Origin of the sequence: Mangrovibacter phragmitis (genome assembly GCF_040429585.1) — a bacterium.
Lineage (GTDB): Bacteria > Pseudomonadota > Gammaproteobacteria > Enterobacterales > Enterobacteriaceae > Mangrovibacter > Mangrovibacter phragmitis.
In genome coordinates this window covers 4961714-4986879 of record NZ_CP134782.1, presented here as the reverse complement: position 1 = coordinate 4986879, position 25166 = coordinate 4961714, and the positions used below count along the sequence as shown (strand labels likewise).

Below are 25166 nucleotides of genomic sequence, written 5' to 3'. Positions count from 1 at the left end.
GAGAAGCAAACCTGAGCCGGGAAAATCTAAATAGTTGTTTGTGATATTTCTCCGCGTTTTGGGTGGTGTGCATTTTGATTTAAATCACTATGTTGTTAATTAAGCACTGCACCGGTGTTATTGGCTTTTATAGTATATTTTTTAAACGAAAAAAATTCCTGTGTATCATGCTGAGTATGGTTCTCTTTCTGGTTGCTTTTCTTATGGTGGGAATCAGTTGCAGCATTATCTGCCATATAAATATTGTGCTGCCTGGTGGGGATAATCAGCGCGGGTTGGCCGTTATACGGTTCAGGGGTGTTGCTTCCCGGGTAAACGGGAAGCAACAAAGGAAGGGTTAGTTTAATTCAGGCCAGTAAGCTTTATTCGCCTCAATAAGGTCATCGAGAATCGCTTTGGCGACACTGGCGCTGGGCACCGTTTTCGACAGGGTTATTGCCTGCCACAATTTTTGGTAGGAATGCTCTTCCCAGGCATCCACCACCAGTTTTTCAACCGCCACCTGCTGGCTCATCATTCCCTTTTGGAAATGCGGAATCTCGCCTACGGTAAGGGGCTCCGGACCATTCTTCCCAACCAGACAGGGGATCTCCACCATGGCATCGGCATCAAAGTTGGCAATGGCGCCGTTGTTGGGAACAATCAGCAACATGCGTTCCTGGGTGTTGAACGCAATGGCGGCAGCCAGGTCAACAATGTAAGAAGCATGCTCGTCGATTTCCAGTTCTCCCGCGCTGGAATTCCCTGCTTCAATAATGGCCCGGCAGGCACCAAATACCTGTTTTTCACGGTGGTCCATTACTTCGTTTGCCCGTGTTCTTTCCGGGTTTGAGTGGGCCACCACATAATCCGGGAACAGGTAATACTTCAGGTAGGTGTTGGGCAGGGTTGCGCTGTCCAGCGCCTGGACATCTTTTGCTTTGGCAAAGGTATCGTTCCAGCTGGCTTCGGTATGGGTATCTTTTGCCGGGGGAACATAGCCGTGTTGCGCCACATAGGCTTTCAACTGTGGCATTAAATCGTTGCCGGCCAGGTCTTCTATCTGTGTCCACCAGCCGAAGTGGTTCAGGCCATAGTAGCGTACACGCATCTGTTTGCGGTCTTTGAGCCCAACAATTTGCGCCATGCGCCCTTCAATGCCGATTGGCATGTCGCAAATATTAAGGATTTTTGCATGCGGGCGCAGTCTGCGGGTGGCTTCAGCAACAATGGCGGCCGGGTTGGAGTAATTCAGCATCCAGGCATTGGGGGAGTATTGCTCCATGTAATCCACCAGTTCCAGTACGCCGCCAATAGAGCGCATGCCGTAGGCAATCCCACCCGGGCCACAGGTTTCCTGGCCCAGAACACCATGGCGCAGGGGGATTTTTTCATCCTGCTCACGCATTGGGTATTTACCCACGCGGATATGTGCCATCACAAAGTCCACGTCAGTAAAGGCTTCTTTTGGGTCGGTGGTGTAGCTGAATGCAATATCAGGCGCCTGCTCCTGCAGAATAATTTTGCAGGCTTCGGCGATAACTTCCTGGCGTGCGCCATCGTTGTCATAGAATTTCAGAGCGCGTAATGGGAAACGGTCCTGGTTCGCCAGCAACATGAGCACAATGCCTGGGGTAAAAGTGCTGCCGCCTCCGGCGATTACCACTGAAAATTTATTAGTCATACTGCCTCCGTCATGGTGTTGGATTCATTCGTTAAAGGGTTGTTCATCAGGCTTTCCAGTTGCTCCCGCACCTGCGGAACATGCAGCCCGACAATCACCTGGATACTGTTGCCATGGCGCACCACGCCATGAGCACCAAGGGCTTTGAAAACGTCGTCACTTTGGGTTTGCGCTATATCTACCAGGGCAATGCGCAGGCGGGTGGCGCAGTTATTGATGCTGTCGATATTGGCGGCTCCGCCCAGCGCTTCCAGGAACCCAAGCGCCTGGCCGGTACGGGTATCTCTGGTGGCAGGGGCCGGGTTTTTACCGCGGGCTGCCTGGTAGTCGGCCTTGCTGTACAGGCGCACTTCACTGTCTTCGCGCCCTGGAGTTTTCAGGTTGAGCCGCAGAATCAGAGTGCGGAACACCACAAAGTAAAGTGCGGTGAAGCACAGGCCGATACCTATCTGGGTGAACATCATGCCGCTGTGGTGGTGGAACATGGGGATCCAGTTCTGGGGTAAAAACTGATCCAGTAAGCCGCCGCCAAAGTTGCCAACCACGCCACACAGGTACATCACCGTTGCCATGCTGGCAGCCAGCACAGCATGTACAGCGAACAGCAACGGGGAGATAAACAGGAAGGTAAATTCCAGTGGTTCGGTAATGCCCACCAGAACGGCGGTGAGTGTGGCCGGGATCAGCAGCCCGGCGACTTTTACCCGGTTTTCGGGCGCGGCGGTGAAATAGAGTGCCAGGGCAATCCCCACAGAGCCAAACACCTTGGAGTTACCGTGTAAGGCAAAACCCCCTTCAGGAAACAGCACTTTCAACGGTTCGCTGCTGTTGCTGAATGCCTGTAAATGTTGTGCCCAGTAAACCTGAATACCGCCCTCGACTGCTGCCGGGCCAAAGATAAACGGGCCATAGATAAAGTGGTGTAAGCCGGTAGGGATCAGAATGCGTTCCAGAAAGGTATAGATCCACACGCCAGTGGCACCAGCAGTGCGTAAAAATGCCTGTAATGATTCAATACCCATCTGGATTTTCGGCCAGCCCAGTAATGTTAGCCAGGCACAAGGGATCATGACCAGAAATGCAATAATCACAACAAATGATGTGCCCTGAAAAATTCCCAGGAAAACAGGTAAGGGTTTATCAAAAAAGCGGTTATGTAATGCTGTAACTATGCCAGATATTGCAATTGCGCCAATAATACTGGTGTCGAGAGTTTTTATTCCGGCTATCAGTGTCAGCCCACTTCCTGCAACGGGATCCTGAGTAAAATCTACGCCGAAAAAATTTCCCCAGGTCATTCCCATGGCATTAATAAAATAGTTCCAGGTGAGGAAACTGATGAGTACGGCAAGGCACGCTCTGGCCTGAGCCTGCTTTGCCAGGCCAATGGGCAGGCCGACGGCGAAAATCAGTGGCATATTGCGAAATACGCTCCAGCCACCTTCTTCGATAATATGAACAATTTGTGCAAATAAGCTTTCAGGCGCGGTCAGTGACTCCCCGACAAAAAGCGGGTTGCTGAGCATAATAGCTATGCCAACAACCATTCCTGCAAATGGAAATAATAATACCGGGGTGAACATCGCACCGCCGAAACGTTGTATTTGACTGAGCATTGTAAAATCCTCACATAAACCAACCGGGTAAGAGGCCTTATTTCATTGTCGTGCTGGCCGGTATTGAGAATAAGAACTGGCGCATGGGGTGGCCGGGTGAGAAAACTGGGTTTGTGATAGCTCTCAAAGTTTTATTTCAGTACCTGATGTCTACTTTTTATCGTAAAACCAGACAAGTGCAGGAATCGGTTGGGAATATGTTGCTGTTATCGATGTTAATTATTTGTTTTTGAATAATTTTATAATAGAAATGCCAGTTCATTTTACTCATGGCTGAGGCAAAAAGAGGTCCAGTAGTGATCTACAAATCTATCGCGGAAAAATTACGGGTACGGCTTAATTCATCGGATTATGCTGTGGGCAGCCCATTGCCTGGTGAAAAAGCACTGGCGCAGGAATTTGGCGTTGCACGCATGACAATACGTAACGCGCTGGATTTGCTGGTGAGCTGGGGGGTGGTGGTTCGCCGCCATGGTAGCGGCACCTTTGTCGCCCGCAAAGATGTTCATCATGAAACCAACAGCTTATGTGGCCTGGCGGAAGTGCTGCGTCTGCAGGGCAAAGAGGTTGTCAGTCAGGTGCTGAAATTTGAGGTAATGCCCGCGCCCCCGGCAATTGCCCGGCAACTGCGGGTGCTGGTCAATGAGCGGATTTGGTTTTCCCGCCGTCTGCGCTATGTGGATGGCAAGCCTTTGATGCTGGAAGACAGCTATATGCCTGTCGCACTGTTTCCTTATTTATCGCTGGCGCATCTTGAAGGGTCGAAATTTGATTATATTGAGAAAGAGTGCGGGCTGACTATCAGTGGCAACTATGAAAGCCTCACGCCCGTGCTGGCAGACCGCCAACTGGCTGAACAGTTAAATGTTGCTGAGCACACGCCTTTGCTACGGATAAGTTCATTGTCTTATAACGACAGCGGGGTATTCCTCAATTACTCAGTAATGTACCGTAATACCCGCGAATACCAGGTGGATTACCATTTGCGCCGCAGTGCGCCGCACCAACCGGTATTGTGAGTGGCTATGGAGCAGCAGGATACCCGGCTGCTCCAGTGCTTATTACTCACAGGTTACGGTCAGCGTGACGCTGCCGCGATTATTGTGGTAAGTCTGCCATGCATCATTGGCGAAAGCGTAGAGGTAGCCACTCGCCTTAGGTGTGAAGGTGGTTGTGTCACCAATCAGAAAGACTTCATGGGGTAATTTTTCATCCTGCTGGCTTCCCGAAGGAACATCGTTGGCAACCATACCAACCAGCGCGAACCAGGGATACTCTTCCTCACGTTTGGTGTACCAGAAATCAGCAGTATGGTTTTGGGTGAATTTTTGGTAGAGCGTTTCGGCTTTCCCTAACAGGGATGAAACACTGTGTGCCATTTTACTTAACTGAAATTTTCCGTCATCACAGCCAGCCGGACCACAGGGAATATCACCATCCACCCATTCGCCCTGCGCCTGAAAGTGCCAGGTTTTCCCGGCTTCCAGGTACAACCCCGTTGCATTCCAGTGCTCACGGGCAAACACCGTGACAGTTTGTTTTTCTCCCGTCGCCAATACTTTTGTGGGCCAGTAGCCACCTTGTGCCAGTGGTGGGTTGTTGTGGCGCTCTATTGCCGATGAATGCAACTTGTTAGGTTGTGTGGTAAAGCAGGGCACATTACGCGGGCGGGTTTTCAGCGATTTAAAAACACCGGTAACAGAATTATGCAGGTAGCCCAGATAGTCCGGATGAAGTTGCTCCATGGTATTCGGGCGAAACGCCAGACCACAGTTTTTGGCTTCTTCCATCATCCATTTCAGCGCCCCGTCTGATAACGCGCTTTGCCCATAACCCCCGCCAACATCAGCATGTACGCCGGGAAACCAAAGTTGCTTCATATCTGTATGAGCTGCTTCATTGTCCCACAGGGTCGGCGAAAAACTTTGGCGTTTTTCATCAATGGCAATGGCGTGGCGCGCGTGCTTCACAATGTTACTCAGGCTGGTATCGTGGAAGCGGTAATTGTCCGGGTTGTCGAGAAGATTGAGCAGGGCCATATCATCCGGCACCCCCAGCGCACCAACTGTGTCCCACACGCCAATGAATTCAATACTGATACTGTGCTTAGTTGGTGTGCCCAGCGGTGTATCAAAAAAGGCTCGCTGAGCGGTAGCGACCACTGGCTTAGCTTTATCTTCTGGCGTTTTGTAGGTATCGAACAGGTCTTTAATTGCCGCCCAGCGTTGCTTTTCATCCATTTGCGATGCCACCGGATTCAGCAAACCACAGCGGGCAATCATTCCGCCAAGGCTGCGCACGGTCCAGGCGCCACGGCTGAATCCAAATAACCAGATACGCGCTTCTGGCTGGTAATTCTGTGTCAGCCATCCGTAAGCACTCATGATATTTTCATTCAACCCTGCGCCGGTGCCGCCTCCAATCATGCGGTGAAACCAGGTGCCGTCGGTGCCAACTCCGGGGTGATAATAGCGGTGTTGTGTTGGGGAGGTTTCCAGCGCGTTATAGAGTTTCACCACATTGGTGGGAGCCGGAAGGTCGTCGTCCATTTGATCCGGTGTATTCCAGGTACCATCACAGCAAACAATGAGATTGAGCATGATTTTATCCTGTGTGTCGTAGTGTTTTTCGTCGCCCTTAACAGCTGGGTAATTATCCATTTATAGTTCATGGTTATTACACTTTGGCTATTTTTATTCAGACTGTGCGATATGTGCAGATGTCATAATTGACTCAAAATATCACTTTATTCATACCTTCTTCGTATTTTGTGAAAAACCGGCTAAGGGTCTCAATAATAATCATTAAAACGGCATGCCAGCGCTGGCATCTGCCGGGTTTTGCACTACGTCATATTTCACGGATGCTAATTTTTCACGTAATTCCCCGTTAATTTTTCATCAGGGCGTGAGTCTCATCACATAGAAAAACAACAGCTATTTTATCCATATTTCCAGCAGGATATTTCCGGCGTGCCAACTATTTTCAAATCTGACTATCGTTAAAAAAACGTAACAAAATCATGATAGGCGGCAACATTTCATGGTTGGTTGTGTATGCCGCATTTTCTTACCGCTGTTCTGACGAATAAATAATGAGGCTGAAAATGAGTAAGCAATTTATTGCCAGTATGTTGTCTGCATTACTGATGGGAGCGGCTGCGTTGTCTGCGCCGCTGCACGCTGAAGAAAAAACGGTGGTGAATATTTCCAAAGTCGATGGTATGCCCTGGTTTAACCGCATGGGCGAAGGAGTGGTACAGGCGGGAAAAGACTTTGGCGTGAATGCCTCTCAGGTAGGCCCGGCCAGCACCGATGCGCCGCAGCAGGTTAAAATTATTGAAGACCTGATTGCCCGCAAAGTGAATGCCATCACCATTGTGCCGAATGATGCCAACGTGCTGGAGCCTGCGTTCAAGAAAGCGCGCGATGCCGGTATTGTGGTGCTAACTAATGAATCCCCCGGTCAACCCAGTGCCAACTGGGATATTGAAATTATTGATAACCAGAAATTCGCGGCTGAATACGTTGAGCACATGGCGAAGCGTATGGGCGGCAAAGGGGGCTATGTTATCTATGTTGGCAGCCTGACTGTGCCGCAACATAACCTGTGGGCTGATTTACTGGTGAAATACCAGAAAGAGCATTACCCCCAAATGCATGAAGTGACCCGCCGTATGCCGGTTGCGGAAAGCGTGGATGATTCACGCCGCACCACACTGGATCTGATGAAAACCTACCCGGACCTGAAAGCCATTGTCTCCTTCGGTTCCAACGGGCCGATTGGCGCAGGCCGTGCAGTGAAAGAAAAGCGTGCGAAAAACAAAGTGGCGGTGTACGGCATGATGATCCCGTCTCAGGCTGCTTCGCTGATCCGCAGCGGCGATATCACTGAAGGGATCACTTACGATCCGGCAACTGCCGGTTATGCCCTGACGGCTGTCGCCAGTACGTTGCTGAATGGCGGCACCATTAAGCCCGGGTTTGAAGTGAAGAACCTGGGGAAAGCGGAAGTCGATATGGATAAGCACATCATTCGCTTCCACAAAGTGTTGTTGGTGAATAAAGACAATATCAATTCGCTGTATTGAGTTTGGTACCAGGCCCGGGGGCTGTTATGCCCTCTGGCCGGTTTGTGCCAGCACCAGGACCGGGTGGATTAAGATTATGGAACCGTTTCTTTCTCTGCGTCATATCAGTAAAACCTTTCACGGAACCCGTGCGCTTAACGATGTGGCGCTCGATTTTCTGCCCGGTGAAGTGCACTGCCTTGCCGGGCAAAATGGCTGTGGAAAATCCACACTCATCAAAATTATTTCCGGGGTTTATCGCCCCGATGAGGGTGCGCAGATAACCCTTGGCGGCCAACACTGGCCGCGCCTGACACCTTCGGCATCTGTTGCCGAGGGGATCCAGGTGATTTACCAGGATCTCTCACTGTTTCCCAACCTGAGTGTGTGGGAAAACATTGCCGTCAACCATTACCACCATGGCTGGCTGGTGAAACGCCGGGCGCTGCGCCAGGTTGCTGAACAGGCAATGGCGAGTATTCATGTTTCCCTGCCGCTGGATGCCCCTGTGGAATCGTTGTCTATTGCCCGTTGCCAGTTGGTGGCTATTTGCCGCGCGCTGGCCCAGGATGCCAGGCTGATTATTATGGATGAACCCACGGCCTCGCTAACCCACCAGGAAGTGGAAGGGTTGCTGGCGGTGGTGCGCCAGCTTCGGGAAAAAGGTATCTGTGTGGTGTTTGTCAGCCACCGGCTTGAAGAAGTGCTGGCGGTATCTGACAACATTTCGGTGCTTAAGGATGGTGAGCTTGTGGGTACCTGGCCGGCAGCAGAAATGACAACGCAGCAACTGGGTTTCCTGATGACAGGGCAACAGTTTGAATACCAGACCCGGGCGCTGCGCCAGAGTGCGGGCAGTACGCCGGTGCTCGAAGTGGTGAACTTGTCCCGTGCCGGGGAATACCAGAACGTGTCGTTTCAGGTGGAGGCCGGGGAAGTGGTGTCCATTGTCGGGCTGTTAGGTGCCGGGCGCACTGAACTTTGCCTGAGCCTGTTCGGGTTGACGCGGCCAGACAGCGGTGAAATCCGTATTAACGGCCAACCGGTGAAACTGCGCAGTAACCAGGATGCTATCAGCCATGGTATCGGTTATGTCTCAGAAGACCGGATGAACCGTGGGCTGGTCATGGCGCAGTCTATCGAGAATAACGTCATCAGCACAGTGTTCCCACAAGTCACTAACTCAGTGGGGTTGATTGATGAAACCCGGTGTCGTGAGCTGGTTTCCCGCCTGGTAAAAGCTCTGCGCATTAAAGTGCCTGATGTTCATTTGCCGGTGAATACGTTATCGGGGGGGAACGCCCAGCGGGTATCGATTGCCAAATGGCTGGCGATTACTCCCCGGTTATTGATTCTCGACAGCCCAACGGTTGGCGTTGATATCGCTAACAAAGCCGGGATTTACCAGATTATCAGTGACCTGGCAAACCATGGTATTGCGGTGGTGATGGTTTGCGATGAAATCGAAGAAGCCTGGTACCAGAGCCACCGTATTCTGGTGATGCAACAGGGGCGGTTAACCCACAGTTTCCTGCCAGAAAACAGCACGCAAGAGATGATAGCCGGGGTGGTCAATGGCTGATTTATTCAAACGCCACGAAACCTGGCTGGGGCTGCTGATTGTAGTGCTGTTTGCCGGGTTAGCCTGGAAAAGCGATGAGTTTTTTACTCTGGGTAACCTGTATGACCTGGTGAACAACTACGCCATGTTAACCATTCTGGCCTGTGGGCTGTTTATGGTGCTGATTTCTGGCGGTATTGATATTTCTTTTCCCGCCATGACCATTATTGCCCAGTATGGCATGGTATTGCTGTTGCACCACATTGGCGGCAACTTCGCAGTCGCGTTTTTACTGGCTGGCGGTATTGGTGTGCTGCTGGGCCTGGTAAATGCGCTGCTGGTTAATCGCCTGAATGTGCCATCTATCATTATTACTATTTCCACGCTGAATATTTTCTACGGCCTGCTGTTATGGCTGAGTAAAGGTGTCTGGCTGTACGATTTTCCCCCCTGGTTTGAAAAAGGCATCATGCTGTTCAAATACACCGATGCAGATGGCTATGACTACGGGCTGAGCCTGCCATTACTGGCGATGCTGTCGGTGGTGGCGCTGACCGGGATTATCATGAATTTCACCACCACAGGCCGCAAGATATATGCAATGGGGGGCAACCGGGAATCCGCCAGCCGTATTGGGTTTAGTGTATTGCGGTTGCACCTGTTTGTTTATGGCTACATGGGTTTTCTTTCTGGCGTGGCGGGTGTGGTTCAGGCCTGGACAGTTCAAACCGTGGCACCTGATTCACTGCTGGGTTATGAGCTGACAGTGCTGGCGGCTGTGGTGCTGGGCGGTACCAGCCTGGTGGGCGGGCGGGGGACACTCAGCGGCACATTGCTGGGGGTGATATTACTGGCGGTAGTACAAAACGGCCTGAATTTACTGGGCGTATCCTCTTACTGGCAAACACTGATTACCGGCGGCATTATCGTTGTGAGTATCAGTGCGACCGCCTGGAGCCAGCACCAGAACCGGAGTCTGTTATGAAAATCGCCTGGCGTAATAATGTGGAGTTTTACCTGGTGGGGTTGCTGCTGCTGGTGGTGGCTGCTTTCAGTGTACTGATGCCGGATATTTTCTGGTCGGTCAGTAATTTCCAGTCAGTGGCATCACAAATGCCGGTGCTGGGGATTCTGGCGCTGGCAATGGCGATGACCATGTTATGTGGTGGGATCAACCTGTCGATTATTGGCACGGCCAACGCCTGTTCACTGGTGATGGCCTGGGTGGCAACCAGTTACCCGCCAGGCTGGCTTTCCGCGCTCGCTGCATTGGGCGCTGGTGCCGGTACCGCGGTGCTTATTGGCTTATGTAATGGTGTATTGATTGCCGGGATTCGGGTATCGCCGATTCTGGCAACCCTCGGCATGATGACACTGCTGAAAGGCATTAATATTTTGATAACCGGCGGCAGCGCCATTGCCAATTATCCGGACTGGGTGTTGTGGCTGAACCACGCACAGTGGTTTGGTATCCCGTTGCCATTATGGTTGTTTGCGCTGGTGGCGGTGGTGCTGTGGGTTCTGCTGGAGAAAAGCCCGTTGGGCCGCGCCATCTACCTGATTGGCTCCAATGAGCGGGCTACACGCTACGCCGGGATTAATACCCGCCGGGTGCTGATTCAGGTGTATGTGATTTCTGCGCTGTTGTGCGCAGTTGCCGCGTTTTTAATGATGTCCAAACTGAACTCTGCCAAAGCCTCTTACGGGGAATCTTACCTGCTGGTGTCGATTCTGGCTGCGGTTCTGGGCGGGGTGAACCCCGATGGCGGTAGCGGGCGCATTATTGGTATGGTGCTGGCGCTGTTTCTTCTGCAAACCATTGAAAGTGGATTTAACATGATGGGCGTCAGCCCTTACCTCACCATGGCACTGTGGGGCACATTGCTACTGGGCTTTATCCAGGTGCGCGGCATGATGGGGGATGTTAATGGGCGCTAAATAGCAGGCCATTATGCGGTCTGTACCGCAAGCCTGCTATTTTGCCAGACAGGAACGGGATTCCCTGGGGGTGTATCACAGAAAAAAACACGGGCCTGGTGATAATGCCCGTGGCGTTTCCCCGTGGGGCGGTAGGTGGTTTTATCGCCCGGCGGCGGGAAGGCTGACGGTTACTGGAATATCGCCCAGGTGGAATATAGCCTCGACAGGAGAGTTGAGAATGGTCATTTCCCGTTCGTTCATATTAAGTACTTTTGTCTTTTCACTCGTTTCCCCCGTTTTTGCGCAAACCTTACCGACTATCACCCTGCTGGCGACAGGTGGCACCATCGCTGGTGGTGGCGAATCAGCCACACAATCTCACTATGTCGCCGGGAAGTTTAATGTTGACCAGTTAGTCGCGGCAGTACCTCAACTCACTGATATAGCGGTAATTAAAGGTGAGCAACTGGCTAATATTGGCTCACAAGACATGAATGACCAGGTGTGGTTGTCATTAGCCAAAACGATTAATGCACAATGCGCGGGCAGCGATGGCTTTGTGGTTACTCACGGTACCGACACGCTGGAGGAAACGGCCTGGTTTCTCGACCTGACGGTAAAGTGCGATAAACCAGTGGTTCTTGTGGGAGCGATGCGCCCGGCAACCGCAATGAGCGCCGACGGGCCATTTAATTTGTATAACGCAGTGGTGGTCGCGGTGGATAAACATTCTGCGGGCCGGGGCGTTTTAGTGGCAATGAATGACATGGTGTTTGATGCGCGGGACGTGACGAAAACCCATACCACCGGAGTGCAGACTTTCCAGGGGGCGAATTTTGGCCCATTGGGGCTTATTCACAATGGGCGAGTCGATTACCAGCGGGTTTCTGCGCGCAGGCACCCGGCTCAGACCGTGTTTGATATCAGCAAACTCAATGCCCTGCCAAAGGTAGATATCGTCTATAACTATGCCAATGCTTCGGCAGCTCCGGTGAAGGCGTTGTCTGGCGAGGGTGTAAAAGGGATTGTCAGTGCGGGTGTGGGTAACGGTAATTTATATCACCAGGTGTTTGATGCGTTGGTTGAAGCACGAAAGCAGGGCATTGCAGTTGTTCGTTCATCACGCGTACCTGGTGGGGCAACCACGCGTGATGCAGAGATTGATGATGCCAGGTATGGTTTTGTGGCTTCAGGCACACTCAACCCACAGAAATCACGCGTTCTGTTGCAACTGGCGTTGACGCAAACTGAGTCGCCAGAAGCTATTCAGGCTATTTTCGATTCCTATTAACACAACATCGTCGCTACCCACCTGCCCGCTTTCCGGCTGGCAGGTTTTTTTGTGCCTGCTAACAGGGTAGTTACAAATTGATACGAAGGTAAACTACTAAGTTTGCCTTCGTAATTATAGACTGTCTGCATGGTGTAAGGAGAGCAGAAAATGAACGAGTTAACCGTAACTGCCGCCAGCCTGCGTAGCCTGGTTGGCAGGCTGGTACGCCGCTTGCGTGAGTCTGCACCTCCGGGCGATTTAACCTGGTCACAGGTTGCCGTACTGGGTTATCTGGTGCGTGATGGCGCAATGACAGTGACAGAGCTGGCAGACGCTGAAGGGGTGCGTACCCAGTCAATGGGCGCAACCGTGGCCAGTTTACAGGCATCCGGCATGGTAACCGGCGAACCAGACCCGAACGATGGGCGCAAGACACGTTATCACGCAACAGAGGCCTGCCTGGCGCTGGTGTCAGCTAACCGCGCAATGCGTGATGACTGGTTATTGCAAGCTATGGAAAGCCAGCTTTCACAGGAAGAACAGCAGCAATTAACGCAACTTGTCCCTTTACTCCAGAAACTGGCTGACTATTCATCCTGAGAGGTTATACATGGCTATTACTACCCTTGATGCCAATACGGCACTGATTGTTATCGACCTGCAACATGGCATTGTTTCTCTGCCCACCGCGCAGGATACCCGCCCGGTTATTGAAAAATGCGCCCAGCTGGTCGGCGCTTTTCGTAACGCACAGTTACCCGTGGTGCTGGTGAATGTTGCCGGGGGCGCGCCCGGGCGCACAGAACAGCCGCGCCGCAGTGGTGAACTGCCTGCCAACTGGGCAACGCTTATCCCGGAGATGGCTCCACAGGCTGGCGATATCACGGTGACCAAACACTCCTGGGGCGCATTTAGCAACACGCCGCTGCATGATGAACTGCAACAACGGGGTGTGACCCAGGTTATTGTGGTGGGTGTGGCAACCAGTATTGGTGTGGAATCCACAGCCCGCCAGGCGTATGAGCTGGGCTACAACGTGACGCTGGCGGTAGATGCTATGGCAGATCTGGCGGCAGAAACCCATGTGAATAGTATTGAACGTATTTTCCCGCGCCTGGGGGAAACCGGAACAACAGCTGATGTACTGGCACAGGTTAACGCCAGGTGATTCAGGTGCCGGTATCACTGGCCCGCTGGTGCGGGCTGGTACTGATTTCTGCTTTACTGATTCTGGTTCTGGAAACGGTACAGATCCCGGCGGCTTTATTGCTGGGGCCGATGTTTGCAGCTATTGGTTTTGCGGCAACCAGCCGCCCGGTGAACATTGCCCGGCCACTGTTTCGCAGTGCGCAGGCGGTGGTGGGTGCCATGATTGCCGCCGCTATTCCCCCTTCTATTTTTCATGAAATCGCCCGCCAGTGGCCGCTGTTTCTGGGGTGTGTGGTTTCGGTAATTGCGGCCAGCCTGGTGCTGGGGGGGCTGTTAGCCCGCTTCCGGGTTCTGCCGGGTTCCACGGCGATTTGGGGTTCCTCACCTGGGGCTGCTACCGCCATGACACTGATGGCGGAAAGCTTTGGCGCGGATGTGCGCCTGGTGGCGTTTATGCAGTATTTGCGGGTGATGGTGGTGGCGCTGGTCGCTACGCTGGTGACCCGCTTGTGGGTGAGCGATATGCCGGATGTTGCCGCAGCCCGGATAAACTGGTTTGCTCCCGTACCTTTATGGCCGCTGTGTGCCACTTTACTGGTTATTGCTGGCAGCGTATTGCTGGCTCACTGGGTTAAGCTCCCTGCAGGCCCAATGTTGCTGGCTCTGGTGCTGGCAACGGTTGCGCAAGATGCCGGTGTTCTGGCAATTACACTGCCAGAAACCTTGCTGGCGCTGGCTTATGCGTTTGTTGGCTGGGGCATTGGTTTGCGCTTTTCCGCTGAGATCCTGCGCCATGCGGCCCATGCATTGCCGCGCGTGCTGCTCTCCGTATTCACCCTGGTTGCGGTGTGTGCCGGGTTTGCCTGGCTGCTGGTCCGGTTCGCAGGTATCGACCCGTTAACTGCATACCTGGCAACCAGCCCTGGCGGTGCGGATTCGGTGGCGATTATTGCCTCGTCCAGCAAGGTGGATTTGCCTTTCGTGATGGCGATGCAAACCGGGCGGTTTATCCTGGTGATGCTGACCGGCCCGGTGTTGTCACGCTGGATAGCCAACTGGATGCACAGGCGTGAGACGGAGTAGGTAAAAGATACGTGGTTCGCAGAAGAACCGGACTGTGTGATACTGGGTACTGGCTCAGTCGTTAACACAGAGGATGTCTGCATGGAACTGGCTATGTACCTGGTGGATGCATTCGCACACCAGGCCTTCTCCGGGAACCCTGCCGGGGTGTGCATTACTCCCGAACCACTACCTGATGCTCTGCTGCAAAAAATTGCCGCAGAAATGGCTGTTTCCGAGACGGCATTTTATGCCCCTGGCAACCAGCAGTTACGCTGGTTTACTCCGCTCACTGAAGTTAATTTGTGCGGGCACGGCACACTCGCTACTGCGCATGTTTTACAGCAAACCGGTGCGCTTAATCTCGGGGATACATTAACGTTCTCAACCCTTTCTGGCCCGCTGCATGTAACGGCAGGGCGGGATGCAATCACTATGGATTTCCCGCTGTTGCCACCCAATATGGCAGTGCCTGCCGGGCAGTCATATCTTGCCGCGCTGGGGCTTACTGATGAGCAAGTAACAGCACAGGGCATGTTTGGTGAGAAGCATTTTATTGTGGTCAGTAGCGAAGCGGTTGTACGCCAGCTGGCACCGGATTTTGCGGCCTTACGGGCGTTACCCGGGCGCGGAATTGTAGTGAGTGCCCGTGGCGAAAATGGGTTCGATATGGTTTCGCGTTACTTTGCGCCCTGGGTGGGGGTTAACGAAGACCCGGTAACCGGCTCTGCGCATTGCGCCCTGGCGGCTTACTGGTGCGCTGAGCTTGGGAAAGCGCAGTTGCGTGCGTTCCAGGCTTCTGCGCGTGGTGGTGAGTTGTCGCTCGCGCTGGGTGAACCTGGCCGGGTGAATATTGGCGGGCAGGCGCGTACTGTGCTGGTGGGGCAGTTTATAGTTTAAGCGTCACGGCTTCGCCAGTATGAGGTGAGGAAAAGCGTGCCACCGAAATAATCGGGCCGGGGCCACTGGTTAAGTAGCGGATAAAACAGGTACTGCTATTTTATCCGCTATAAAATCAGTTGGTTAATATTGTTAACCTGTGCGGTATTTAATCACCAGAATGTGCGCCACTCCATGTTATACCCCGGTTTCCGGCTGCCCGGTTACAGGGCGTGGAAGGGGTGTTGCCGGTTTTACCGGGCCCGGCTTGCGGTATTTATCCAGCAAGTGAATCTGAATATGCCGCAACATATCGCCATTGAGTTTGTAGTAACGGAAATAGAGCCATAACGTGGCGAGGAAGAAAAATGCCGGTAATACAATCATGATGACCTGCATGCCTGCCAGAGTGCCGGCAGACTGGGCCACGTTGGGAACATAACCAATGATTCCCAGCACCAGCGCGATAAAGAATGCGGCAAATGCTGAGCCACCTTTCACCACCAGGGTTTGTACTGAGTAAGCGATGCTTTCGCAGCGCACATTGAGTTTGTATTCGCCGTAATCCACGGTGTCGGCCACCATAATCACCTGCAAAACCCAGAACAACGCAGTGCCAATGTTAAACAAAACGCCCGCCAGCAAGATGACCATTACCGGGTGGAACTGGCTCAGAGCGGCAACCAGTAATACACCACTGCCCAGCAGGGGCATTAACGAAGCACCGGCCCACAGAATGCGCCGGGAAAGCTGCCTGACCAGACGGGGGAACAGGATGAGCGTAACAAGGTTAGCCGTGCCAGCATAAGACATATACCAGGGAAATAAGCTGGCGTCGCCAATCACATAAGTGAAGTAATAAATGGCAAAGCCATTCACGATATTAGCGGCAATGTTGTAAGCCAGCGCCATGCCCAACAGGCAACGTAACTGGTCGTTGTTATACAGCAGCCCAAAAATCGCTTTCAGGCTGGTGGTGGAGGCAGAAGATGTACCCGGGCTGTCAGATGAATACACTTCGTGCACGTTACGCAGTGTGACCAGTGTGGAAGCAATGAAAAAAGCAATTAACACCAGGGTAAACAACTGGAACCCATCACCGCGATTTGCGCCACCGACGGCTTCGACAAATGGCAGCGTGACACCGGCGGTCACGAACCCGGCAAGGCTCGCAAAAAAGCGTGGGTAAGGCACCAGTTGCTCGCGTTCACGTTTATCCAGCGTAATGGTTGGCACCAGCGACCAGAATGGAATATCCATAATGGTGTAGGTCATTCCCCACAGAATGTACGTCACGGCGGCATAAATGAGCTGCGTATCGCCATCCAGCTTGTGCGCACTGAAGAGTAAAAAGAGAACGACGGAGTTCGCCAGTGTGCCCACCAGTATCCACGGTTTAAATTTGCCCCAGCGGGTGCGGGTGGCGTTGACTATCCAGCCCATAATGGGGTCATTAATTGCATCCCAGATACGGGCGACCAAAAAAAGTGTCCCAACCGCGCCAACGGACAGGCCAACTACATCGGTGTAGTAGTACATCAGGTACATGTAAACAATGCCAATAGCGAAATCCTTACCGAATGCACCGAAACCGTAGCTGAGCTTTGTTGTCATTGAAATACTCATAGGGTACCAGTCTCTGTTTCCAGGGGCTGCCTCATGTAGAGTGATACGGTTACCTGCCAGTGCGGGAGACGGTTGCTCCCGCGTGTTTTTTGCGTACTGCTTGTTTGCCTGTTTAGCTGTGCAACCAGTCAGGCAACCAGTCTCCGTGCGCGGCAATCAGGTCATCAGTCAGTGCATAAATTTCGTCAATGCTTAACACGGCTGCGGTGTGCGGGTCGAGCAGGGCGGCATAGTACACATCGTTTTTGTTTTCATTCAGCACAGCCTGAGTCACTAACGTCTGTACATTAATGTTGGTTTGCATCAACGCGGCCAGGTGGGCTGGCAGCCTGCCAATATGGGTTGGCTGGATGCCATTGGCATCGACCAGGCAGGGGACTTCCACGCAGCAACCTTCTGGCAGGTTGTCGATAAGCCCGTCATTACGCACGTTGCCGTAAATGACTTCGGGTGTGCCAGTCCAGATGGCATTCATGATGGCGCTGGCATATTCGCGTGACGGCGATACATCAATACGTTCCGCTTGCTGGTAAGCCGCCAGGTCTTTATGCCAGTTATCCAGTTGCTCAACACAGCGTTTGGGGTACTCATCTAACGGAATTTGATACCGGTCAATAAGGTCCTGGCGCCCGGGTTTAATAAACCACGGGGTGTATTCGGCAAAATGTTCTGAGGACTCAGTAACGAAGTGGCCCAATTTTTTGAACATTTCATAGCGCACAATATTTGGGCAGCGCAGGTTGCCATGCATACTGGCTTTGGGCGCACGGCCCTGGGCATACGCCTCCAGCAAATCTGGGTAGACAGAGGTGTAATCACCCTGCGCGGTTTTCTTTTCCAGCGACAGGTAAAACGCCATATGGTTAATGCCGGCGCAGCGGTAACGCAGGTCTGCCGGGTCGATATCCAGATCACGGGCCAGTTCTTCGGCCGTTCCCTGAACTGAGTGGCACAAGCCAATCTGTTTGATGTGCGGGTAACGCGCATAGATTGCCCAGGTGTTCATCGCCATGGGGTTGACGTAATTCAGCAAGGTCGCTTCGGGGCACAATTCCGTCATATCCTCACAAATACGCCACAAATGCGGAATAGTGCGTAATGCCCGCATGATGCCGCCAGGCCCGAGTGTGTCGGCAATGGTCTGCTCCAGCCCGTGGCGTTTACAGATTTCAAAATCCGTGACCGTGCAGGGCTGGTAGCCACCAATCTGAAATGCCACCACCACAAAATCAGCGCCGTTCAGCGCTTCGCGTTGCCCGGTATGGCAGGTGATATTGCCTGTCGCCCCGGTAGATTCCATCAGCTTACGTACGACAATATGTGATTCTTCCAGACGAACCGGGTCGATATCCATCAGCGCGATGTGCGCGGCTTTCAATGCCGGGCGCTGAAACACATCGCCCAGAATATTTTTTACGAAAATAGTAGAACCTGCGCCAATAAAGGCAATTTTGGGGGCGGACATCATCATGGTTTCTCCTCACGTCTGTTAATGATGCCAGCATGGCACCGGAGGCCAGAGATTCTCGTCCCTGTAACCGGTTGAACTGTGCCGGAAACTCAGAACTTGCGCGCCAGAGCATTAAAAATAAGTAAATGGGAGAAAATATTCGGTTTTGCAGAGTTTTTGGCAGAAATTCTGTTCCATTATTACTCTGCTATAACCCGGAATGAGGGTGACAGCGCGTTTTTTTGCCCAGGGTTACGCCATTATTCTTAGTTTCCTGAACAAGGAGCAACAATGGAACACTCCGCTTTTTCAGCACTGCCAGCCGACCCCTTTATGTGTAGCAGCGATGAACGGGAAACACGCAGCCCGTTGTCGCTGTATTCTGAATACCAAAAAATGGAAATTGAGCTGCGTGCGCCCCATGCCATGGCAACCAGCCACTGGCACGGGCAGGTAGAAATTAATGTCCCGTTTGATGGGGATGTGGAGTATGTCATTAACAACGATGTTGTGCGTATTAAACAAGGGCACATTACTCTGTTCTGGGCCTGTACCCCGCACCAGCTTACTAACCCTGGTCACTGCCAAAGTATGGCTATTTTCAACCTGCCAATGCACCTCTTTTTAGGGTGGCCGCTGGATAAAGAACTGATCAACTACGTAACGCACGGAATGGTTATTAACTCCCTTGCCAGCCAGCAATTGAGTGAGTTTGAAGTCCGGCGCTGGCAACAGGAGTTGAGTAGTAAAGACGAACAAATTCGCCAGGTGACCATTGATGAAATAGGTCTGATGCTCAAGCGCTTTAGTTTGTCTGGCTGGCAGCCGCTGGTGGTGAATAAAACCCGCCCAACACATAAAAACCGGGTGTCGCGCCATGCGCAATTTTATGTCAGCCAGATGCTGGAGTTTATTGCCCGCCATTACGACCAGTCTCTCACCATTAATGATGTGGCGGAGCATGTTAAACTTAACCCTAACTATGCAATGGGCATTTTCCAGCGTGTGATGCAACTGACAATGAAGCAATACATTACCGCGATGCGTATCAACCATGTGCGGGCATTATTAAGCGACACGGATAAAACGGTACTGGATGTTGCACTGACTGCCGGTTTTCGTTCCAGTAGCCGTTTTTACAGCGCTTTTGACCGCTATGTGGGAATGTCACCCCAGCAGTACCGCAAATTAAGCCAGCAACGGCGGCTGATGGGGCGTGAAGAAAACAGTTAACTACGTGACTTTTGTGTTTGCTGGCGGCGTAATAGCCAGGCCTTACGCCACGCGCGGTTGTGCAGAAAGCCATTTACCGCCCGTTCAAAACCTGGTGTGTTAAGGCTGGTAAAACTGAGTGCACTGAAAGCCACCCCCGCAACAGACATCGCTACAAACAACGGGTGTAGTGCATGGCCCAGAAACAATTGGGCCAGCATAAAGAGGAGATACCCGGTTGCCAGGACAGCCACGCACCGTAACAAAATCAGGTAGCCCCTGAGTGCCAGCCAGTAACCTCTGGCAGTCAACGACCCCAGAGTGAACAACACCAGGCAAAAGAGCAGTACACCAGGAACAATACCGGCGAACACTGCATGGCCCGGCCAGCCTGCCAGATAAAATATCCCCATCCACAGCGCCGGTTGCGGCATGGCAAAGCTGCATAGTGTGCACAGCATGCTCAGCACCAGGGGTAAGCCAAGTTTAAATGGGTTAAGAACGCCCGGAAAAACCAGTTCCTGCATTACGGCTTCCAGTTCGGATTCACTGGCCTGGCGTATTCGGGCATCCAACAATTTCATCCGGGCAAGGCACGCTGTAAGTTGCTTCATTTCACCGCAGTACACATTAAAGAGAGAAAGACTGAAGAAGACCAATCACATACTGGCCAGATTGTACCGCATTCCCCGGATGGCGAATGGTGCCGGTCATCGCACTGCCTGCAAATGCCGAGGTATTAACCAGCGCATTGGCTAATTCACGCTGCAGGGTGTGTTGCAAGGCTTCTGCCGGGAAACGTTTCGGGTACACGCCGGCTTTCATGGCGGCTTTGATGCCAGCACCGGAAATGCCCGGGTTCTGGGCGCGGATAATTTCTTCTGTCAGGCGTTTACGTTCAGCCCGGCTCAGGCCTTTGAGCCATTCAACGGCTTTGGCAGAAGACACGCTTTTCATCAGCTTCCAGGTTTCAAGGGTACTTTTCAGGCCTGCCCCGGCTCCCGCCAGAGAAATCACATCCAGCACTGTACTGGTGGTGTTGTACCAGCCCTGGCTATCCAGCCATGCTACGTCATCACTGTGGCCAGTGCCAATAAACGCCAGGCGCCCCGCGCCAATCACACACTGAGCGGCAGTGGCTAAACCGCCTGCCACAATCATTGCGGCGATAACGCCTGAACCCCCTGCCGTAAAGGGAACTGCGGCAGACGCGCCAACGGCCAGCACCACGGTGGCAACGGTAGCACCGCAGGCGATAGCCGTGGAAGTGATTTCATTGGTCAGTGAAGGCGCCTGCAGGGTGTTGACCACTGCTTTGGTTGCCTGGGTTGCAGAAACCGAACGTACTTTGGTCACAATGACATGGCTGACTTCACTTTTGATGTTGGACTTTGCCCGCCGTGAAGGGCGCACCAGCCAGCGTTGTTTCCCGTCATCATAAATAATCCCGACCTGGTAGAAATTACGGGAACAATCCAGTGTATCGGCCAGTTTTTGAAAATCGATATCTGCTGCGCCGCTTGCGCCAAACAACCGCGCACCGGCATAGTCAGGCATGCCTGCTTCTATGTTATTGCCAGGGTATTGCATGTTGAAACTCCTCTCTCCAGAACCATGCGTTGTATTGATTAACAAGAAAACAAAACAAATAAACTGCGAGTGGTGGGGGAATTCATTGTTATTTAACGCAACAGGTTAATGGGCTGCCTGAACAGGGTATTTAAGATTATTCTTATTATCCTGAGCCGGAATCAGGGATCTGCGAGAGACAGGCATGGGTGAAGTGTGCTGAGTAAAGTGAAAAAACAGATACTGTCTGGCACTGACCAGACGGACAGGAGAAGTAAATCCCCTGGATGAAAAGACTGATTAAATGAGCGATTATGTGTTGGGAGTATCGTTCTCCTTTTTTGATAACTTTACGCTTTTAAACATTTCTTTCTTTTTTTTCTGTTGAACAGATGTATCTTACTGATATTTTTTAAATAAATCCTGAGTGGAACAGAGTATTTGATATTTTAATAAAGTGAAGTTTTTTTAATATTGGTTGCTTTGTTTTTTTGATTAATATTTTTTGGGAAATACTTGTTATTTTTTGATTAATCTTTTTGGATTAATGTTCTTTTTTTCTTGTATTTTTTTATAGTAAAAAATTAAAAATATGAGTATTGTGGATTTTAATTCTGTTTTTTCAGTTTCTATCGATATAAACTTTTGTTTGATTGGGTGGTGAGTATGATGATGCCGCTAGTTAGGGAAGGTGCGAACAAGTCCCTGATATGAGATCATGTTTGTCATCTGGAGCCATGGAACAGGGTTCATCATGAGTCATCAACTTACCTTCGCCGACAGTGAATTCAGCAGTAAGCGCCGTCAGACCAGAAAAGAGATTTTCTTGTCCCGCATGGAGCAGATTCTGCCATGGCAAAACATGGTGGAAGTCATCGAGCCGTTTTACCCCAAGGCTGGTAATGGCCGGCGACCTTATCCGCTGGAAACCATGCTACGCATTCACTGCATGCAGCATTGGTACAACCTGAGCGATGGCGCGATGGAAGATGCTCTGTACGAAATCGCCTCCATGCGTCTGTTTGCCCGGTTATCCCTGGATAGCGCCCTGCCGGACCGCACCACCATCATGAATTTCCGCCACCTGCTGGAGCAGCATCAACTGGCCCGCCAATTGTTCAAGACCATCAATCGCTGGCTGGCCGAAGCAGGCGTCATGATGACTCAAGGCACCTTGGTCGATGCCACCATCATTGAGGCACCCAGCTCGACCAAGAACAAAGAGCAGCAACGCGATCCGGAGATGCATCAGACCAAGAAAGGCAATCAGTGGCACTTTGGCATGAAGGCCCACATTGGTGTCGATGCCAAGAGTGGCCTGACCCACAGCCTGGTCACCACCGCGGCCAACGAGCATGACCTCAATCAGCTGGGTAATCTGCTGCATGGAGAGGAGCAATTTGTCTCAGCCGATGCCGGCTACCAAGGGGCGCCACAGCGCGAGGAGCTGGCCGAGGTGGATGTGGACTGGCTGATCGCCGAGCGCCCCGGCAAGGTAAGAACCTTGAAACAGCATCCACGCAAGAACAAAACGGCCATCAACATCGAATACATGAAAGCCAGCATCCGGGCCAAGGTGGAGCACCCATTTCGCATCATCAAGCGACAGTTCGGCTTCGTGAAAGCCAGATACAAGGGGTTGCTGAAAAACGATAACCAACTGGCGATGTTATTCACGCTGGCCAACCTGTTTCGGGCGGACCAAATGATACGTCAGTGGGAGAGATCTCACTAAAAACTGGGGATAACGCCTTAAATGGCGAAGAAACGGTCTAAATAGGCTGATTCAAGGCATTTACGGGAGAAAAAATCGGCTCAAACATGAAGAAATGAAATGACTGAGTCAGCCGAGAAGAATTTCCCCACTTATTCGCACCTTCCTTAGAGGACTCTGTACTACCTGAGATTAACTGACCTTTCGAGTAGTAACTGTATCTGGCGCAGGCTTAACTGTTTTATAGCCGAAATGAGCTTGATGAGAGAAGTGGTCGCTGATGAATAAAAGAACCACTTCTGTTTTGGGCCTGATACAAAGTGGGATAGTACAAGTCAGAACTTTTGCTTTCTAATCGTCAGGCCGGAGCCGCCGATGATAAATTCAAACTGGATGATAAGAAAATATGAGCCACACCCAACATAAACTGGATAAAACACGCCCTCCTCGAGTCCAAATTACTTATGATGTTGAAGTCGGTGATGCACAGGCAGCGAAAGAATTACCGCTGGTTGTCGGTGTTATGGGCGATTTTACACAATCAGATGAAGAACTCCGTGAACGAAAATTCCTGAATGTTGATAAAGATAATTTCAACGAAATTATGTCATCAATGAAGCCCAGCGCTGAGTTTTTGGTAGATAGTGCATTACCAGAACAGGACGGTAAGATCGCGGTTTCGCTGACATTTGAAAATATGGATGACTTTACTCCGGATAATATCGTTCGCCAGGTTGAGCCGCTACGCAAATTAATGGCATTGCGCGAACAGTTAAGTGATTTGCGTAATCGCGCTGCCAGTAATGAACGTTTAAAAGAACAATTAGCCGAAATGGCACAACAGCAAAGTGTGGCAAAAGGCCCGGTGGAAGATAGCCAGGGAGAAGGTGAATAATGAGTGGTGAACTCGCGGAATTGAATGTTGCAGACCAGGCATTCAGTGATGATTTTCTTGATCAGGTTATTGACAATACACAGGCTATTCGCAGGGAATCTGACCGAGGCCGGATGAAGTCACAGTTAAATAACTTCATGGCGGAAGTGCTCTCTGGCGCGGTGGTCATTTCCAGTGACTTGATTGGCAGTATTGAGCAGCGTATTGCGGCAATTGATGAAATACTGTCGCGTCAGGTCAGCCTGATAGTGCATGCGCCTGAGTTCCAGAAAAAAGAGTCTTCCTGGCGTGGTTTACACAAATTAGTGCAAACCAGTGTGACGGAAAATACGCAAATTCGTCTGTTACAATGCACTAAACAGGATTTAATTAAAGATTTTAAATCAGCCAGTGATTTTGATCAGTCCATGTTGTTTAAGTGTGTCTACGAGAGCGAGTACGGCACTTTTGGTGGCACACCTTTTTCTGCTTTTGTCGGCGATTTCCAGTTTGACAATACCCCGCAGGATATTGCTTTACTGGAGCAAATCTCCCATGTTGCCGCTGCCGCTCATGCGCCATTCCTCAGTGCGATAGCGCCGGGGATGCTGTCTATGAATGATTTCTCTGAATTGCCGCGCCCGCGCGATCTGGCGAAAATGTTCGAGACCACCGATTATGCCCGCTGGCGTTCATTCCGCCAGAATGATGACAGCCGTTATATCGGGTTGACACTGCCACGGGTATTGGGGCGTTTACCTTATGGTGCGGAAACAATTCCTGCGGAAACCTTCAATTTTGAAGAGCATGTCGGGGAAAATGAATCCGGAAGCGATTATCTGTGGATTAACTCTGCATGGGAACTGGCTGGTCGCATTGTCGAATCGTTTGAAGAATATGGCTGGTGTGCTTCAATTCGCGGCGTGGAAGGTGGTGGATTAGTGAAATCCCTTCCGGCGTATAATTATACGTCTGGTCGCGGTGAGCGTATTATGCAGTGCCCTACCCAGATAGCAATTTCTGACCGGCGTGAAAAAGAGCTGTCTGACCTTGGTTTTATTCCGCTGGTTCACTGTAAGGGTACAGACTACGCTGCATTTTTTGCCGTTCAGTCAATCAATAAACCCCGGCTGTATAATTCTGACCAGGCGAATGCAAATGCCCGTCTGTCCAGCCAGTTGCCGTATATTCTTGCCACATCACGTTTTGCTCATTATTTAAAATCCATTGTCCGGGATAAAGTGGGCAGTTTTATGTCCCGGGCAGAATGCGAAGAGTATTTGCAAAAATGGATAATGCAGTATGTGGTCGCCTCTGATAACGCAGGGCCGGAAACGAAAGCGCGTTATCCGTTACGTGAGGCAAAAGTTGAAGTGTTGGAAGTCCCCGGAGCGCCAGGTACGTATCGTGCGGTTGCCTGGTTAAAGCCTCATTTCCAACTGGAAGGTTTGAGCATGTCGCTGCGGTTAGTAGCAGATTTACCTACTTCTGCTGGCGCATAATATTTAATGTAAACAGGACGTTTTAAA

At 51.5% G+C, this 25166-nt stretch carries 21 protein-coding genes; 14 read left to right on the top strand and 7 right to left on the bottom strand.

All coding sequences use genetic code 11. From position 1 onward, the window contains the following. Positions 1-337 precede the first annotated feature (337 nt). Together MPHASIOC01_RS23980 and MPHASIOC01_RS23975 are read right to left on the bottom strand one after the other, a co-directional pair. Positions 338-1663 carry a 6-phospho-alpha-glucosidase gene (locus MPHASIOC01_RS23980; protein ID WP_353613441.1) on the bottom strand — a complete coding sequence of 442 codons (1326 nt, stop codon included), beginning with the start codon at positions 1661-1663 and terminating at the stop codon, positions 338-340. After that, the gene (locus tag MPHASIOC01_RS23975) at positions 1660-3279 is read right to left on the bottom strand and encodes an alpha-glucoside-specific PTS transporter subunit IIBC (protein WP_064598505.1); all 1620 of its coding nucleotides are present in this window, start codon (positions 3277-3279) and stop codon (positions 1660-1662) included. Before MPHASIOC01_RS23975 ends, MPHASIOC01_RS23980 begins: the two co-directional genes overlap by 4 nt. 296 nt (positions 3280-3575) lie before the next feature. On the opposite strand from MPHASIOC01_RS23975, the gene MPHASIOC01_RS23970 reads away from it, so the two are divergent. Further along, positions 3576-4298, top strand: coding sequence for a GntR family transcriptional regulator (locus tag MPHASIOC01_RS23970; protein ID WP_353613440.1), 723 nt, complete (start codon positions 3576-3578; stop codon positions 4296-4298). A gap of 42 nt (positions 4299-4340) precedes the next feature. On the opposite strand, the gene MPHASIOC01_RS23965 is transcribed toward MPHASIOC01_RS23970, so the two are convergent. Then, entirely contained in the window at positions 4341-5939 is a 1599-nt protein-coding gene (locus MPHASIOC01_RS23965) for a DUF2235 domain-containing protein (protein WP_353613439.1), read from the bottom strand. A 446-nt stretch (positions 5940-6385) separates the two neighbouring features. Between MPHASIOC01_RS23965 and MPHASIOC01_RS23960 the strand changes: the two genes are divergently transcribed. From MPHASIOC01_RS23960 to MPHASIOC01_RS23920, 9 genes are all read left to right on the top strand, one after another. Continuing rightward, a complete protein-coding gene (locus MPHASIOC01_RS23960) occupies positions 6386-7369 on the top strand; it encodes an autoinducer 2 ABC transporter substrate-binding protein (RefSeq protein ID WP_064598511.1) in 984 nt (327 codons plus the stop codon). A 76-nt stretch (positions 7370-7445) separates the two neighbouring features. Continuing rightward, complete coding sequence (locus MPHASIOC01_RS23955; RefSeq protein ID WP_353613438.1) at positions 7446-8930, top strand: sugar ABC transporter ATP-binding protein; 1485 nt, start codon at positions 7446-7448, stop codon at positions 8928-8930. Then, complete coding sequence (locus tag MPHASIOC01_RS23950) at positions 8923-9894, top strand: ABC transporter permease (protein ID WP_064598515.1); 972 nt, start codon at positions 8923-8925, stop codon at positions 9892-9894. Before MPHASIOC01_RS23955 ends, MPHASIOC01_RS23950 begins: the two co-directional genes overlap by 8 nt. Further along, entirely contained in the window at positions 9891-10847 is a 957-nt protein-coding gene (locus MPHASIOC01_RS23945; protein WP_064598517.1) for an ABC transporter permease, read from the top strand. Before MPHASIOC01_RS23950 ends, MPHASIOC01_RS23945 begins: the two co-directional genes overlap by 4 nt. 220 nt (positions 10848-11067) lie before the next feature. Then, a complete protein-coding gene (ansB, locus tag MPHASIOC01_RS23940; RefSeq protein WP_064598518.1) occupies positions 11068-12120 on the top strand; it encodes an L-asparaginase 2 in 1053 nt (350 codons plus the stop codon). Between the two features lie 150 nt (positions 12121-12270). Further along, a complete protein-coding gene (locus MPHASIOC01_RS23935; protein WP_064598519.1) occupies positions 12271-12702 on the top strand; it encodes a MarR family winged helix-turn-helix transcriptional regulator in 432 nt (143 codons plus the stop codon). 10 nt (positions 12703-12712) lie between these two features. Beyond that, the gene (locus MPHASIOC01_RS23930) at positions 12713-13270 is read left to right on the top strand and encodes an isochorismatase family protein (RefSeq protein ID WP_353613436.1); all 558 of its coding nucleotides are present in this window, start codon (positions 12713-12715) and stop codon (positions 13268-13270) included. Positions 13271-13275: 5 nt separating this feature from the next. After that, positions 13276-14334 carry an AbrB family transcriptional regulator gene (locus MPHASIOC01_RS23925; protein WP_197499279.1) on the top strand — a complete coding sequence of 353 codons (1059 nt, stop codon included), beginning with the start codon at positions 13276-13278 and terminating at the stop codon, positions 14332-14334. A gap of 81 nt (positions 14335-14415) precedes the next feature. Then, positions 14416-15213, top strand: a complete 798-nt coding sequence (locus tag MPHASIOC01_RS23920; RefSeq protein ID WP_353613435.1) for a PhzF family phenazine biosynthesis protein — start codon at positions 14416-14418, stop codon at positions 15211-15213. Between the two features lie 177 nt (positions 15214-15390). Here the strand turns inward: MPHASIOC01_RS23920 and melB are convergent, their stop codons facing one another. After that, entirely contained in the window at positions 15391-16818 is a 1428-nt protein-coding gene (gene melB, locus MPHASIOC01_RS23915; protein WP_353613434.1) for a melibiose:sodium transporter MelB, read from the bottom strand. A 112-nt stretch (positions 16819-16930) separates the two neighbouring features. Then, positions 16931-18286: an alpha-glucosidase/alpha-galactosidase gene (locus MPHASIOC01_RS23910; RefSeq protein WP_353614977.1), complete on the bottom strand. Its 1356-nt coding sequence runs from the start codon at positions 18284-18286 to the stop codon at positions 16931-16933. A gap of 273 nt (positions 18287-18559) precedes the next feature. Between MPHASIOC01_RS23910 and melR the strand changes: the two genes are divergently transcribed. Continuing rightward, positions 18560-19501, top strand: a complete 942-nt coding sequence (melR, locus tag MPHASIOC01_RS23905) for a transcriptional regulator MelR (RefSeq protein ID WP_064598524.1) — start codon at positions 18560-18562, stop codon at positions 19499-19501. On the opposite strand, the gene MPHASIOC01_RS23900 is transcribed toward melR, so the two are convergent. Both MPHASIOC01_RS23900 and MPHASIOC01_RS23895 read right to left on the bottom strand, forming a co-directional pair. Next, positions 19498-20094, bottom strand: a complete 597-nt coding sequence (locus MPHASIOC01_RS23900) for a hypothetical protein (RefSeq protein ID WP_156519062.1) — start codon at positions 20092-20094, stop codon at positions 19498-19500. The genes melR and MPHASIOC01_RS23900 overlap by 4 nt on opposite strands. A gap of 16 nt (positions 20095-20110) precedes the next feature. Beyond that, entirely contained in the window at positions 20111-21070 is a 960-nt protein-coding gene (locus MPHASIOC01_RS23895) for a hypothetical protein (protein ID WP_353613433.1), read from the bottom strand. Positions 21071-21803: 733 nt separating this feature from the next. Between MPHASIOC01_RS23895 and MPHASIOC01_RS23890 the strand changes: the two genes are divergently transcribed. The 3 genes from MPHASIOC01_RS23890 (at position 21804) to tssC (ending at position 25139) form a co-directional block, all read left to right on the top strand. Continuing rightward, entirely contained in the window at positions 21804-22784 is a 981-nt protein-coding gene (locus tag MPHASIOC01_RS23890) for an IS5-like element IS5 family transposase (RefSeq protein ID WP_000019402.1), read from the top strand. 385 nt (positions 22785-23169) lie between these two features. Next, positions 23170-23658 carry a type VI secretion system contractile sheath small subunit gene (tssB, locus tag MPHASIOC01_RS23885; RefSeq protein ID WP_064598530.1) on the top strand — a complete coding sequence of 163 codons (489 nt, stop codon included), beginning with the start codon at positions 23170-23172 and terminating at the stop codon, positions 23656-23658. After that, positions 23658-25139, top strand: coding sequence for a type VI secretion system contractile sheath large subunit (gene tssC / locus MPHASIOC01_RS23880; RefSeq protein WP_064598532.1), 1482 nt, complete (start codon positions 23658-23660; stop codon positions 25137-25139). Before tssB ends, tssC begins: the two co-directional genes overlap by 1 nt. The last annotated feature ends 27 nt before the right edge of the window (positions 25140-25166 follow it).